Here is a 14,535-nt window from a genome sequence, read left to right as displayed (position 1 = left end):
TTCGCGAGCTCCCTAAGAGCCTGTCTCGTGCCAAACATACGAGGGTGATCAACAACCGGCAATTGTCGCCGAACCGGCTCACGCCCCTATCGTCGCAGGTTCATGCGAACGGTGCGTCGGTTGAGACTGCCGCCGTCCGCTCGGAGACCTGCCTCAACATGGCGATGACTAACCTCGCATTAGCGATCGGCTCGCCGGTCGCGTTGGGAAGCTCCTGGAATGTGGGTTCGTAATTCTCCGGAAAGTACGCCGTTCGGTCTTTGAGCCCCACGTCCAGACGACGACCAAGCCACCGGGAAAACCGACTTTCGGAACGCTCCTCGCGTTCTCGCTTCTGGTCCAGCTCCTCCTGGGGCATCGGTTCGGCGTACCAACGCGAGTAGACGCCGCCAGCGCTTCGCCAGCCCAGGTGCAACCATGGATAACGCTTCGCATGAGCGTCCGAAAGCCTGGAACCGTCCGGATTCAGCAAACGGCAAACAGCCTTCTGGCCGGAATCCCTGCTCCACTCGACAACATCGATACCTTCCACACCAACGAGTTTGTGGCGCTTGGCCACAACACCTGCGCGTCGAGGAAAACACGTTCCACCTCGCCCAACACCGAGGCGTCCGAGCCCGGCTCCAGCTCGGTATCCAGCAGGGTCTCCTCGTCTGCGAGCCTGACCACAGCCAGTCGCCGGGGCAACCCCGAGCCGTCCACAGCGGCCATACACACGACGCCGTTTGGCCAGCCTAGCGAGGAAGGACTATTGAAGCACGGCGATGGCCAGTTCGGCGGCCGACCCAGCCGCAACTCAGCCGCAACTTCACCGAAGCCTGCGTACACCCTGTGGTTGAGCCGAGGTGGGATGAGGGCGCTCGAACTCACTGCCGACGGGGCTATGCCTTACTGGTCGGTGGAGCGCACGGTTCACTCCTTTCCCAAGCGGCGACCGCAGCTTGCTCGCAGCTTCGCAGCTGGACGCCTGACGAACCCAGCCACAGCGCCGCCGTCTCCTTGTGCTGTAGCGGTGAATGACGAACCGGGAAAGGCGCCGGACGGCGACGCGTCGATGCCATGGCGTGCCGTCGTGCGACAGCACGGTCACCACCGAACGGACACGACTGATCGGCGACGCAACAGTGGTGTTGGATGGTCCGGCCGTATATGCACAGCAGTCCGACGGCAGAAGGACCCACGAGCGCGGGGAAGCGGGACAACAGCCGACATTGGCCTGCCTGAGCGCAGTATCGAGCTGACGGAGTACCTCGGCCTCGAGTAGGGCCGGCAGGCCGAGTCTGATCAGTGCCTACGAAAGCGGTCGTTGCGCCCGACTAGGGGTGAGGATCGCATCCAGCGCCCGGCGGACAAGTGGGCACTGACCAATGTGCGACAGGCACCTATCGACCGACCGATCCACCCCAGTAGTACCACTTGTGGTCGGCGAAGTTGCCACATGGCCATTGGATGGCCTTCGCGCCCTGGTTCAGGCTACCCCCTTCAATCGCCAGGCATAACTCGCTGTTGTAATTCAAGATGTTGTAGAGGCCTTCGGGTGTACTGAACACCCCCCACTTGTGGTCGGCGAAGTCTCCACATCCCCATTGGATCACTTGTACTCCCCATCCCCTGCTGCCACCCGGCACGGCCAGACACTGCCCACTGTTGCCGTTGATGATCTGGTACCAGCCGTCACCGTCCGGGTCCGAGAAGCTCCATTAGTGGTCGCTCCAACTCCCGCACCCCCACTGGATCAGACCGACCCCTTGTGTCCTGCTGCCACCGGGGACGGCCAGGCACTGGTCGCTGTGGTCGGGGGAAAGGTGATACCACACGTCATCCACCTCATCCGGTCTCTGCTTGACGCGCGATCCGGCGCTGGCACTCGACTTCGGCGGCGCAACCGGCACAACATTCCGTGCCGAGGTCTCACTCGATACCGGAGCGGCCCCGGCCGTAGGCGCGCCCGAAAGCATCAACGCCACCAGCACCACCGCCCCAAGGGCGAGTGAAAACCGTCGCGCAGCTCGGCTCACCATGCTGCTTCTCATGCGATTCCTCCTCTTCGATGTCAATCGGCCAACCCGAGGGGTGGCATCCGACTACTGTTTCGACCTGCCAGCGGCAACCTTCTATTCGCCCGACCGGAGTCTCGTTGGTTCGAGGACTTCGCCGGATCTCAGCTCGCGGTCGGTGATGCCCCGCACGATGACCGAGGCGAACTCCGCGACGAAGGAACGCCGCCAGCCCGCGGCCGCCCGGCGGCGAGCCAGCATGCCGAGGTTGGCCCACTCCGGCAGACGCGTGGTTGGGTGGTCGTCAAGGCCATCCGACGTGGCGACGACCAACTGGACGCCCATCGCGCGCAAACCGGGGATCAGGTTGCGCAACTCCTGCTCGCCGGCATGCTTGCTGGCCGCGACCGGCTCGTATCCGGGTTCGAGTTCGAGTTCGGGATATTGGTGTGCCTGGTTGCTGGTAACGAACACGATCCGGCCCGCCGGAGAGCGGGCCAGATGCGGAGCCGCCCGCCGGACCAGAGCGACCTGCGCATCGCAGTTGAGCCGCATCAGGTAGTCGGGTGGCGAGCCCTTCTCCAGGCCACCGCTCGCGTTGAGCACGAGGCCGTCGAGCCTGCCGCTCTCTTTCAGTGCGTTGTCCAGCAGTTGCTGCCTGCCCTCCGGTGTGCTGATGTCTCCGGGTAGCAGGACCGCCCGCGCGCCAAGGTTTTCGACGCGGGTAGCGACCTTCCTGGCCCGGCGTTCCTCCTCGCGGTAGTTGACGCCTACGTCGTAACCCGCCTCCGCCAGCGCGATCGCGGTGGCGGCGCCGAGTCCACGCGAGGCGCCGGTGACGACGACAAAGCCTTTCCGCTTTGCGCTCACCCGCGTGACGGGGAGGTCGAAGGGCCTGGCGAACAACTCGTGGGAACGCAACCAGAACATGCCGCGGATGGTGGCCAGCACGACCAGCTCGTCATGCATCGGTGCGGCACAGCTCGCCACCACTTGCCTTCTGTACCTGCTGCGGCCAGTCGATGCGGACGCGGCGACGACGCCCTGCGTTCCCGAACCTGCCAGGCAGCCAACCGTCACCGTCCCAGCGACACAGGGCTCCACAAATCTGCGCATCTACTTCGCACCTTCCAGATCAGCTTGATCACGGACGTGACCTTGCCATCAGGTGCCGTCGTCCCCCTGTCGTCGTGCTGGCGCGCACCCAGCCCGGATCCTGCAGGCGAAAGTCCCTCGTCGGTTGACTCGCGAGCAGGTCAGGAAACCAGAGCCGACCCAGGGACACAGCGGCCTCCCGCGACACAGCGACGACAGGCTCACGAAAGTCGAAAGACAGCGCGGGCTGTCACCCTCGACTGTCCACATCGGAGCCAGCTCGCTAGGAGAACCGCGTTGGAGAGACTGAGGGTTGTCACCCTGCTTGCCGCCACGATCACAATGGGCCTGGTGACCGGAGCGTTCGCGTTGTACGCGCACACGATCATGCCGGGCCTGGCACGGACCGACGATCGCACGTTTGTTGGCGCGTTCCAAGCGACCGACCGGGCGATCCTCAACCCGTGGTTTCTCGGAGTCTGCTTTTTCGGCGCTCTGATCCTCACCGTGCTCGCCACGGTCACGCACATCGGGCACCGCGCCCTGCCATGGATCGCGGCCGCACTGGTCCTGTACGTGATCGCAGTCGTCATCACGTTCGCCGTGAACGTGCCGCTGAACGACGCGATCGAAGCGGCGGGCGATCCCGGAAAGATCGATGTGGCTGCGGTCCGCGAGCAGTTCGACGAGGCGAAGTGGGCGGCCTGGAACCTCGTCCGGACGGTTGCCTCTGTCATCGCGTTCGGCCTGCTTGCCTGGGCGCTGACCCTGCCCAGCCGCCAGAGTTGACGCCGCGGACATGCCGATTCCCTGATCGTACGGCAGAATCCGGTTAGTTGAGCTCGACAGACACAATGAGGAGGGAGTGGGTATTGACCCGCGGTGAGCCGCCACGCGTCGAGGGTGGTCCGGAGATCTGGATCGGGATCCTTGGACCGATGGAGGCAGTTCGCGCGGGTCGGCACATACACATCCCTGCGGCCAAGCAACGGGTTGCACTGGCGACGCTGCTTCTGAACGCCAATCAGTACGTTTCGGCGGACACGCTGATCCAGCATCTGTGGCAGCGGGACACGCCACACGACGTACGGGCCGCCATGCAGACGCACATCACCCGATTGCGGCAGGTTCTGCGCGACGGCGTCGGGGGCCGTTCGCTGATACTGACCAAGGAGCACGGCTACCTCATCCAGGTTGCTGTAGATGAGGTCGACGTGTTGCGGTTCCGCGAGCTGGTACGGCGGGCGGAGCAGGCGGCGCGAGTCGATCAGGCCGCCGAAGCGGCGCTGCTGAAAGAGGCGCTGGATCTGTGGCGCGGGTCGGCGCTGGTCGACGTTCCGTCGGAGTCGCTGCATCACGACCATGCGGATCGACTCGGTGAAGAACGCGCGCGGGCGTTGGAACGCTGGCTCGAGCTCGGCCTGCTGGCCGGCCGGCACGAGCAGATCGTTCCCGACCTCATGGATGCCACAGCCGCGCATCCCTTGCGGGAAGGGCTGTGGCGGCTGCTGATACTGGCACTGCAACGTTGCGGGCGCCACGCCGAGGCGCTGCAGGCCTACCACACGGTTGCCGAGCTGTTGAGGGAAGAACTTGGTGTCGATCCCGGTGCGGAGCTGAGCCAGTTGCATCAGTCCCTCCTGGTCGCCGACCCTGCGCCGCCGCCAGTCGGACCCACCGCCTGGCGACAGCATCTGCCAGGTGTCCGGCCTCAGCAGCTGCCGTCGGACATCGTGTCGTTCACCGGCCGCGCCGATCACCTGCGCGCGCTGGATCGTCTGCTGGAACGTACCGACAGCGCGAGCCTGCCCGAGCCGACCGGGATTGCCTCGATCACCGGCACGGCGGGCGCGGGCAAGACCGCCTTGGCTGTTCACTGGAGCCATCGCGTACGTGATGCCTTTCCCGACGGGCAGCTGTATGTGGACCTGCGCGGCTTTGGGCCCGGTAACCCGATGAGTCCCGCCACCGCCCTGGAGCTCCTCCTCCAGGGCACAGGTGTCCCGACAGAACGTGTCCCTGCCGATCTCGATGCCCGTTCAGCGTTGCTGCGCAGTGTGCTGGCAGGGCGTCGCGTGCTGGTGGTGCTGGACAACGCACGCGACGCCGGCCAGGTCCGCGCGCTCTTGCCCGGCTCGGGAGGCATGGTGCTGATCACGAGCCGCGATCAGTTGCGCGGACTGTCCGTCCGCGGTGACACTACGCACGTGAGGGTGGATGTCTTCACACCTCAGGAGTCCATCGTCCTGCTCACGACGATTCTCGGTGAGCAGGCACGTGCTGAACCAGACGCGGCCAGTCAACTCGCAGCCCAGTGTGCGCACCTCCCGTTGGCGCTTCGGATCGCCACCGCCAACTTCCTCTTCAGCCCGTACGAGCACCTTGCCGACTACGTTGCCGAGCTACGCGGTGACCGGCTCGGCTCCCTGCTGATCGACGGTGACCAGCACAACGCCATCCGCGGCACCCTCGACCTCTCCTACGCCGCGTTGCCGTCGACAACCCAGGCCACCTTCCGCCTGCTCGGCCTCGTACCAGGTGCCGACTTCACGCTCGAGGCCGCCGCCGCCCTTGGTGGCGTCACGATCGAGCAGGCCAGGCGGGAGCTTGGTCGGCTGGCTGCCGCGCACCTGGTCGACCCGTATCAGCCGGGACGCTTCCGGTTCCATGACCTGCTGCGCCTTTACGCCGCCCAACGCGCCCAGGAGGACGACGCTCCGGATCACCTGGAGGCGGCCGGCCAACGGCTTTACGACTGGTACCTGTGGGCCGCGCGGGCCGCCGCCGACCGGATGCATCCGAATGAGGCCAGGCTGCCGCTGCCGGCGAGCCGAACCACCTTGCCCGCAATGGATTTCTCCGATCCCGCTGCCGCTGTGGCGTGGATGACCGCCGAGCACGGCAACCTGGTGGACGCGATCCACCAGGCGGCCGCGACCAAGCCGGGGCCTGTGGTGTGGCTGCTGGCCGACGCGATGCGCAGCCACTTCTGGGCGGGCGGGCGTAAAGGGGACTGGCTGTCGTGTGCGCAAACGGCCCTGGCCATCGCGGAGGGGGAAGCCGACCCGGCCGGAACGGCCGCTGCTCTGCTGGCCCTGGCCGACGCGCATGCCAACCAGGGGCGGCGCGAAGCGAACGGTCTCTACGCCAGAGCCCTCGCGCTCGCCGACCAGGCAGGCTGGACGAAGGGAGCGTCGGACATCCGGGGTAACCTCGCCGACGATCACCTGCGTCGCGGTCAGTTGAAGGAGGCCGCGCGTTGCCTGCAAGAAGGCATGCGACACGACGAACAGGTCGGCGACGCGGCTGGACTGAGTGTCAAACGCGGCAGCCTGGGGGTGCTGTACGGTCTGCTGGGTCGCCTGAATGACGCTGTCGACCACCTGACTCTGGCTCTGAACCACCCCGCCGGCCGCAACGGCAACACACTAACCAGTCTCAGCAGAGTGTGCGTTCTGCTTGGCAGGTACGACGAGGCGCAGCGTCAACTCGATCAGGTGGCAGCGGGCATCGCCCAGGTGCACGTACGCAGCCTCGAACCCTACATACGGTGCATACGGGCCGACATCCGCTTCTGTCTCGGCCGCTACGAGGAGGCGATGCACGACGCCACCCGGGCCCTGACCGACAGCCGCGAGCTCGAAGATCACTTCGCCGAAGCAGCGGCACTGCACACCATCGGCCTGATCTACGACGCCACCGGGCATCCTGACCGTGCCATCGACCTCTTCCGCCACGCGGCTCGGATCAGCGGCGAAGACGCCAGCCCGTATGTGAAGGTCAGTTGCCTGATCGGGCTGGCGAACGCCGCGGCGCGGCTTGGCTGTGACGAGGCCGCATCGTATGCGCGGCAGGCTTTGCTCATCTCTGGCGAGCATTCGTTCCGGCTGCTCGAAGGACAGGCGTTGACCGCGCTGGCGAACCTCGCGCTGGCCGCCGGCGAGCACGACGAGGTGCGCCGGCAAGCGGAGCTTGCCTTGGAGGTTCACCGCGAAACCGGGCATCGCATCGGAGAAGCCCACACCTTGCGCACCCTCAGCCGCGCCATCCACGCATTGCAGGGCGTCGACGCCGCCGCGCCCTACCAGGAACGGGCTGCGGCGCTGCTCCGTGAGCTCGGCGTCCCTCTGGAGTAACCCCGGGGACGGATCCAGTCAGATGACGCCCGTCCGCACAGCGTCCGACCGGTTCCATCCAACGGCGAGCGGGACAGCGATGAGCACGCCAACGGCTCCGGCCAGAGTAATAGCGAGGCCGGGTCCGGTGAACTCCGCGGCCACGCCAGCTGCGAAGCCGCCCAGGCCTTGGGCGGTGACGAGACCGGTGGACATCACGCCGAGACCCTGTGCCCGGCGGGCGTTCGGCAACCGTTGGGCGAACGTCGCACCCAGCTGGACGTGGTAGGCCATCGCGCACACGCCGGACATCGCGAACAGCAGCATCGACAGCGCAAGCGATGGATAGACCATGCCAAGAAGCATCGGCACTGCTGCCGCGACGGCGAGCGGACCGATCAGCCGGACTCGCTTCGCTTCGGAAAACCAACGCGTGAAGACGAAGGCGCCGATCACGCTTCCCGCCGGGTCACTGGCCATCAGGAGCCCGACGGCGACGGCCTGCCCGTGAAGTCGGTCGGCGTACGGAGCGGCCAACGCCTCCGGCACGATATGGAAGCCGGGCAGTAGTGACAGCAGGAACAGTGTGCGCAGCCCGCGATCCCGCCAGATTACGTGGATGCCGCCGCTGGCGGCAGCGCGCATCCTGGCCCGTAGGGACTGGTCGGCACCGTCGAGGTCGGGTGCGGCAGCTGGTCGCTGGCGTACGCCCACACCTACCAGCGCAGCCGACACCAAAAACGTCGTCGCGTCCAGGCCGAGCGCAAGCTGCGGACCGATCAGTGCGACCAGGACACCACCGCCCGCGAACCCTGCGAGCTGGGCCGTCTGGATGGTGATGTGCCGGATGGCCAGACCGGTGGCGTACCTGTCGCCGGTCAGGATATCGGCGAGCAACGCCAGCTGGGCGGCCTTGAACGGACCGTGCAATGTCACGACAACCGTCAGCAGGACACACAACAACGCCAGCGGAACGCCTGGAAGAGCCATCGGGATAACGAGTATCGCTCGAGCGAGGTCGGTCACGACCATGACGGAGCGGCGCGGATATCGATCGGCGAGCCTGGACAGCAGAACTCCACCAACCATCGAGGGCAGAAACGTCAACGCATACGTGAGCGCGGTCAGTCCGGTCGAGGCCGTTCGCTGGTACACCAGTAGAGAAAGGGCCACCCGCGCCAGCTGATCGCCGGCGATCGAAGCCGCTTCCGCCAGCCAGATGGACCGGAACTCCCTGACCGCAAGGACCGTCGAGAACGTGCCCACCCAACCTCCAAAGGTCGCCGTGTTACCGCCGGGCAGGCTACGACCCCACTCTCACTGATCGCCGCCGTCCGGCTGTCCTATACACAGCTGGCACGCGCCACGAGCGACAGGCGCAAGACACCAAGGAGAAATGGCCATCGGGCAGATTTCTGCTGACCGTTCCGAGACGGTCTGTTGGTCAGAAACAGGCTTGCAGCCATGACACGGTATGGAGCACAACTTGACGTACTCGACTCCGCTCGGCACCGCGCCCACCGGCAGGCGGGCCCGTCCGTCAACCGTAACCGTAGCGGCGGCGCTGCAATTGCTGATCGCCGCCGGCTATCTGATCGCCCCAACGCTCGGGCTCCTCTACGGCGACGACATCCGGGCGGCTGCCGGAGCCGAGCTCGCGCGGCAGGGCTTGCCCGCAACGGTCCTGACCGCGGTTGGCATATCGTTCGACGAGAGCGGATACGCGACCGTCGTCCCGGTGCTGGTCGCTTTGGTGACCGCCACGTTGGGAGTGCTCAATCTGGCTGGCAGGCGACCGGGCTGGATCCTGTCATTGGTCTGCCAGCCGCTTGTTCTGGTCGGCGATCTTCTGATCCTGCTCACCCAGGTCAACCGGACTCGGCTCCTGCAGTCGGCCATCCAGCAGTCCGGTGATCCGACCGTTCGCAAACTCGACGTGCCAGCTCTCCTGCAGGCGGTCGAGTCGGTCTATCCCAGCTGGGAACCGGTTGCCACCGGCGTGCGCTACGCCGTCGTCTCCCTGGGCTCGATTCTCGTCATCACCCTACTTGCCCGGCGCCCGGCCAGAGACTTCTTCCGCAAAGCCTCCTAGCCAACCCGAAAGGAACACAACACGTGCACCACCTCGTAGAGACCTGCGTCGCCGTTGCCGTTGCCGCGGCGGGGCTCGCCGGCCCAGGCACACTGGGAACGAGACGGGCGCGCCGAAGACTGATGTTGCCGTCGCCACACCACTCTGCGCCCGTCCCGAATCCCCGTCAGAACCTGTGGCCACCACGAAGGTACCTCTGGTGGAGCTGAGCACCCACCGGGGACAGGGATTCTTCTACACCGCCAGTGCGAGCGAAGCCGACGTCGCTGTGCGGGTGCACAAGTTCACCCGAACCGGCGTCGCGTTCGGCGAGGTGTCGACCAAGCCGCGCGACGGTGGCGTTCCGTTGTACCGGCTACCTGAACAAGACCGGCCCACTGTCCAAGCGCCTCCATCGCCTTCATTTCGACGGCCAGTCGAGGTGGCGAGTCGCCACCACCGCACAGGCCGACGTCATCGACGACGAGCCCGGCTGGACCCGCGACAGCTACTGGATCGGCTACCTGCTCTGAGACCAGATCAGACGAAGGTGTGGCCATAAGAGTCTCAGTGCTCAACGCTCGGACGTGCGGAACCAGAGCCAGTGCACGGACGGCCCCACCAGGACGATCTGCAAAGGGTTTGGACAGTAGAACGGAAATGAGACATGACAACAGCCAAAACGAAAATCGATGGCGGCACACGCTGGCAGTGGTACATCGAACCCGATCCGGAGCAGGAATACCTCGCGGTGGCCACGGTCATCCAGTTGGGTTCGATCTGGGATCTGCCCCGGTTCCAGTGGCACGCCCAGGCGATCCACCGCCAGCTGAGCCACACCGCGGGTCTGGTCGGCTTCTCCTTCGAGGCCAAGTTCCCGACGCGATACTGGACGCTCTCGGCATGGGCAAACGGTAAGGCGTTGCAGGGATTCATACGCAACGGTAGCCATCGCACCGCGATGCCCGTCATGGGCAGAACCATGCGGGACTTCGCGCACGTGCACTGGAAGGTGCCCGGCTCCGGCCTTCCGTTGCTGTGGGCCGACGGCCTGCGCCGCCTCGACCTCCAAATCGCCAACCGCCGTTCGACCGGGCCGGTCGAAGGATCCTGAGAGGATCCGTGCTGTGTTCACCGATCTCGTACTGATCGTTGCGACGGTCCTGACCGGACTGGCCGCCGGCGTCATCACCCTGTTCTCCCACACGATCATGGCCGTCGTGGTCATCACGATGACGGTCAACGTGCCACTCAACGACGCCCTCAAAGCCGCCGGCGATCCCGATCGGATCAATCTTGCCCAGGCGCGGACCGCGTTCAAAGAACCTACCTGGACGACCTGGAACCACGTCCGAGTCGTCGCTTCCATTGGCGCCTTCGTAATTCTTGTGACCTTCCTAGCCGCGACATAAAGCGCAGTTGACGCGCGGATCCACCGTGAGGTTCAGCTGTCAGATGCAATGCCCGCGAGAACCTCTGCCGCCGTCGGCATTGTGGCGATCTCGGTCTGGACGCGCTGGGCCGCGGCGGTGAATTCCGGCTCGGTGAGCAACCGGCTGGCCGCCGCCGCGATCGCCGCTGCGGAGACCTCTCCCGGAGGGAGGCTGAGGGCTGCCCCAGCGCGCTGAGCTGCCTCGGCGTTGAGGAAGTTGTCGGCGCCCTGTGGCAGCATGAGCTGCGGCAGCCCGTGGCCGAAGGCACCCAGCATCGTGCCGCTCCCGCCATGAGAGACCACCAGCCGGCTGCCAGGCAGCACCAGCTCCTGCGGAATGAACCGCGCCACGAGAACATTGGACGGCAGTGGAGCGAGCTCGGACGGGTCCGCGTCCGGGCCGATGGTGACGACGACGTTGACGTCCAGTTCGCTCAGGCCCGCCAGCGCCGCGGCCCGCACCGCCGGCGCTTTGTTGAAGAACGTCCCCAGCGTCAGGTAGACCGTGCCGCTCCAGTCGAACCCGTCGGCGCTCGGCAGACCCTCACCGGGGCCGACGCCTATCGGATGTGGGCGCAGCGGGGTCGCCTGTGGCCACGACCGGTTTCCCTCTGGCTGCAGCGCCGGTGGGCAAATGTCCAAGTATGCGGCGCCAAACATGCGCTCACCCAGGTCGGCAATGCCCCAGGCGCTGCCGACCTGGTTTGCGGCTGCCGCGAACGGTTCCCGTACCGACGGCGGTGACAGCGCCGTCGTAGCGTGCACGACGTCCCGGACGCCGGAGCAGAGCATCGCGGCGGCCGCGCCGGCGAACTCGCAGGGATCGCGTACGATCACGTCCGGCTGCCACGCCCGCGCGTGTGGCACGATGTCCACCGCGCGCTGCGCCGACGACTCACCCAACACGACGGCGATTGCGGCGGCCCGAGCTTCCGTGGGCGGCAGGGCTGCCAATTCAGCCTTGGTGTACCGGGCATGGAAGACGGCCCACGAGTCGGCCAGGCTCGGACCGGCCGGCCACACCTGAAACCCCCGTTGTTTCAAAGGGCCGGCCAGGTCGGGCCCGGTGGCGAACGCGACCTCGTGACCGGCGGCCCGCGCGGCCGATGCCAGTGGCAGCATCGGAAACACGTGCCCGTAGGCGGGCAGACTGGTGAACAGAATCTTCTTCATGTACACATCCTTCAGCTTTGACCATGGCGTGGCCAAGACGGCGCGCGACAACGGTCGGAGACAACCAGCAGAGCCCACGAAGGAACCAGAGTTCAGCAGGCCATCGGCGCGTCCTCGAACCTGCGCCCGCTGGGCACGAGACGTTCCAGCGGGGCGAACGCCAGCCAGCAGATCGCGGTCGGCAGGAAGTGGATGCCGAGGAACAGCCAGGTCGTCAGGTGGAAGCCGAGCCAGAACAGCGCCCCGCACATCAGTGCCCTGCGGCGGAGGAACAGCACCGCCGGTGACAGGAGCTCGCCGAGGAACGCGATCCACTGCAGGACGTGCAACAACCACGGCGTTTGCAGCAACGGCTCGGAGATCGGCGTCGGGCGGCGGGTGATCGCCCAGGTGAGCACCGCACCCGACGCCCACCCAAACGTCCAGCCATGGTTGCGCGCCTTGGTGACAGCGGACAGAAAGTACGTCGCGACGGTGGCGACCTGGAGGCAACGTACCGCCCAGCCGGCGGCCTGGCTCGGCGTCCGGTCGCCGAACCTCGCCCGGCCGACCGTCGGCAGCACGAGCATCGCGACGATGATCGCCATGTGGTCGTGGTCAACCTTTCCGTAGCTCATGCTGATCGTGAGCCACCACAGGTACCCCAACCCGACCGCCAAACCCGCCAGTCGCGGCAACCGTCCGCTGGCCGCAACCAGCGCCGCCAGCGGTATGCCCCATTGCAGGATCTCCACCAGCAGCGGCGTCGGCGTCGGCAGGTGCAGGAGCCGACCGATCAGCAGCGGCCGGTACAACTCGGGCACGAACCCGGCTGCGGGTACGTCGTTGACGAACAGCCGTATGTCGACGATGACGAACAGGTAGAGCGCGAGACGCAGGACAGCAACCCTGGCCAGCGGGAGCGGAGCGAACCACCAGCGCGTGCCGGCCGACAGGACGGCGGTCACCACGGCGGTTCCGGGGTGGTCACGGCCGCACCGTCCACGTGACCAGTTCGCGCTTGTGTGGCTGGCCGACCGGTCTTCCGTGTCGCAGCTGGGTGGTCTCCTGCATCAGGTGAATCCTGGCGAGCTTGGGCTTTTCCGGCTGCAGCTGTGCGCGGGCCTCTGCCAGCGATTGCAGCAACGCGGGATTGCCTATGATCGCGGGCAGCTGGCCTTCCACGTCGGACCGGCCGACCCCCACCTCGCGGGACGTCAGCGGGAGCTCGATCCGCTCACCGTCGACTGTGGTGGCCTCGGCATAGGTCGACACCACCTCGCTATCCAGCCGAAACGGGCCCGCGTACTGCGACAGCGGACCAAACGGGAACAGGTCGTCGTCGCCGGCGACGCTGCCGTACAGCAACGCGCTGATACCCAGACCAGTGAGGACCAGCCGCCATCCTTTGGCCACCCGTGCCAGCGAGCCGGCCTGGACAGGCAACGGCACGGTCATGGCAGCTCTCCTTGAACCTCTGCATCCGACTCACCACCCACTTCACGACCCGTCCGACACCTCGATACGGGAATGGATCTCAAGCGGTATTCATTGTCCGGGTGAGAACTGACTGCGGCGCCGGCCCGAGCACTATTGTCTCCTCGATCAGGCCCCGGCCTCGGATCAGGTGGTGTTCGTGGCAGGACCATTCGGCTTGATGGCCTGGGTACGTCTCGTGGAGTGCGGTCACCAGTAGGTCCATGGCGGGCAGCGGCCGTCCGACGTTCACCGCGACCCGGCCGCGCAGGTCGCCGAGGTAGGTGTTGTAGCCACTCCAGGACACACCGCTGACGAACTCCAGCTCGATGGCCTCTCCCTCGGGCAGGTCGACCAGCGTGCTGGTCTGCTGCCGTGCCTCGTCGATGACCGCCATTGTCAGGCGCTCTATCCGCTCCGGCGGCACGATCGTCGTTTCGCGCCAGCGCTCGAATCGCTCCGCCAACGAGCCGTTGCCTGGCAGGAGATCGTCGAGGCGTTGGTGTGCCTGGGCGAAGACCAACTCGTCGGTGTGTTCTGGGCGGACGCCATAACAGCCTTCGACCTCGTCGGTATACGACCGTTGTTCGCCGGCGAGCCCTCCCGCGAAGACCCTCAGCGCGGCGACCTGGTCGCGCAGCCAGCCGTCGGGCAGCTCGCTCAGCAACGCGCCCGCCTCCTCTGCCAGTGCTCGGGGATCGGTGGGATCCTCGGCTTGGATCTCGGAAGCCAGCTCGGCCGGGCCGAAGTACGCATCGACGACGTCCTCGTCGTGGCGGCCGAGTCGCAGCCCCAGGCGCAAGTAGCGATACGCGAATCCATCGTCCATTGCGCGAACCTATCCAGCCTTGACGATCAACGCACCCGCCCAGCAGATCTGTCACGTGCGAGGACCTGGCGACCCGTGGAGCCGCCACCATTCGCCAGAAACGGTGCAGCGTTGCGAGGGTGTACGTCAACCCTTGCTCCAGAGGGGCAGACATCGCTTCTGTCGAGGCGATGTCTGCCAGGACCACGCCGCCGCCGTCGCCCCTTTGGTACTGGCGTGGCCGCACGGCCCGCCGCCGTAGGGCCGCCACATCTCCAGGCCTCGACCGACCGCATGCGCATGTCCTTCCCTTTCACGAAACCGGTTTCGCAGGACACCAGCTACTGGTCTCTGGACTTCATCCCTGTGACCTCCCTCGGACTCCGGCG

Annotated in this window: 13 protein-coding genes and 2 pseudogenes; 7 read left to right on the top strand and 8 right to left on the bottom strand. The window is 66.3% G+C overall.

All coding sequences use genetic code 11. The annotated features are described in order from the left end of the window. Positions 1-100: 100 nt before the first annotated feature. From ACYVF6_RS41285 to ACYVF6_RS41275, 3 genes and pseudogenes are all read right to left on the bottom strand, one after another. Positions 101-532: a hypothetical protein gene (locus ACYVF6_RS41285; RefSeq protein ID WP_460530737.1), complete on the bottom strand. Its 432-nt coding sequence runs from the start codon at positions 530-532 to the stop codon at positions 101-103. Between the two features lie 850 nt (positions 533-1,382). Continuing rightward, a pseudogene (locus ACYVF6_RS41280) lies at positions 1,383-1,688 on the bottom strand (RICIN domain-containing protein); the annotation flags it as partial. Between the two features lie 426 nt (positions 1,689-2,114). Further along, positions 2,115-2,966 carry an SDR family oxidoreductase gene (locus ACYVF6_RS41275; RefSeq protein WP_460530734.1) on the bottom strand — a complete coding sequence of 284 codons (852 nt, stop codon included), beginning with the start codon at positions 2,964-2,966 and terminating at the stop codon, positions 2,115-2,117. 423 nt (positions 2,967-3,389) lie between these two features. Here ACYVF6_RS41275 and ACYVF6_RS41270 point away from each other — a divergent pair, with 423 nt between their 5' ends. Together ACYVF6_RS41270 and ACYVF6_RS41265 are read left to right on the top strand one after the other, a co-directional pair. Then, positions 3,390-3,881 carry an anthrone oxygenase family protein gene (locus ACYVF6_RS41270; protein ID WP_460530731.1) on the top strand — a complete coding sequence of 164 codons (492 nt, stop codon included), beginning with the start codon at positions 3,390-3,392 and terminating at the stop codon, positions 3,879-3,881. A 149-nt stretch (positions 3,882-4,030) separates the two neighbouring features. After that, on the top strand, positions 4,031-7,228 hold the full coding sequence (locus ACYVF6_RS41265) for an AfsR/SARP family transcriptional regulator (RefSeq protein ID WP_460530728.1): 3,198 nt from the start codon (positions 4,031-4,033) through the stop codon (positions 7,226-7,228). A gap of 18 nt (positions 7,229-7,246) precedes the next feature. Here the strand turns inward: ACYVF6_RS41265 and ACYVF6_RS41260 are convergent, their stop codons facing one another. After that, positions 7,247-8,473: an MFS transporter gene (locus tag ACYVF6_RS41260; protein WP_460530725.1), complete on the bottom strand. Its 1,227-nt coding sequence runs from the start codon at positions 8,471-8,473 to the stop codon at positions 7,247-7,249. A 304-nt stretch (positions 8,474-8,777) separates the two neighbouring features. On the opposite strand from ACYVF6_RS41260, the gene ACYVF6_RS41255 reads away from it, so the two are divergent. From ACYVF6_RS41255 to ACYVF6_RS41235, 5 genes and pseudogenes are all read left to right on the top strand, one after another. Further along, positions 8,778-9,299 (top strand): hypothetical protein, encoded by a 522-nt coding sequence (locus ACYVF6_RS41255; protein WP_460530722.1) that lies wholly within the window; start codon positions 8,778-8,780, stop codon positions 9,297-9,299. Between the two features lie 175 nt (positions 9,300-9,474). Further along, positions 9,475-9,603 (top strand): annotated as a pseudogene (locus ACYVF6_RS41250) (hypothetical protein); the annotation flags it as partial. A gap of 31 nt (positions 9,604-9,634) precedes the next feature. Beyond that, positions 9,635-9,811, top strand: coding sequence for a hypothetical protein (locus tag ACYVF6_RS41245; RefSeq protein ID WP_460531349.1), 177 nt, complete (start codon positions 9,635-9,637; stop codon positions 9,809-9,811). Positions 9,812-9,945: 134 nt separating this feature from the next. Next, positions 9,946-10,392 (top strand): hypothetical protein, encoded by a 447-nt coding sequence (locus ACYVF6_RS41240; protein ID WP_460530719.1) that lies wholly within the window; start codon positions 9,946-9,948, stop codon positions 10,390-10,392. 13 nt (positions 10,393-10,405) lie between these two features. Continuing rightward, entirely contained in the window at positions 10,406-10,690 is a 285-nt protein-coding gene (locus ACYVF6_RS41235) for an anthrone oxygenase family protein (protein ID WP_460530715.1), read from the top strand. Between the two features lie 32 nt (positions 10,691-10,722). Here ACYVF6_RS41235 and ACYVF6_RS41230 read toward each other — a convergent pair whose 3' ends face one another. From ACYVF6_RS41230 to ACYVF6_RS41215, 4 genes are all read right to left on the bottom strand, one after another. Next, positions 10,723-11,883 carry a glycosyltransferase gene (locus tag ACYVF6_RS41230; protein WP_460530712.1) on the bottom strand — a complete coding sequence of 387 codons (1,161 nt, stop codon included), beginning with the start codon at positions 11,881-11,883 and terminating at the stop codon, positions 10,723-10,725. 92 nt (positions 11,884-11,975) lie between these two features. Beyond that, positions 11,976-12,833, bottom strand: a complete 858-nt coding sequence (locus tag ACYVF6_RS41225; RefSeq protein WP_460530709.1) for a hypothetical protein — start codon at positions 12,831-12,833, stop codon at positions 11,976-11,978. 16 nt (positions 12,834-12,849) lie between these two features. Beyond that, positions 12,850-13,320, bottom strand: a complete 471-nt coding sequence (locus ACYVF6_RS41220; protein WP_460530706.1) for a hypothetical protein — start codon at positions 13,318-13,320, stop codon at positions 12,850-12,852. A 79-nt stretch (positions 13,321-13,399) separates the two neighbouring features. Continuing rightward, on the bottom strand, positions 13,400-14,167 hold the full coding sequence (locus ACYVF6_RS41215) for a hypothetical protein (RefSeq protein WP_460530703.1): 768 nt from the start codon (positions 14,165-14,167) through the stop codon (positions 13,400-13,402). Positions 14,168-14,535 lie beyond the last annotated feature (368 nt).

The organism is Flindersiella endophytica (assembly GCF_054779015.1).
The sequence above is the reverse complement of the archived record's forward strand: the minus strand, read 5'-3'. Positions and strand labels throughout refer to the sequence as shown.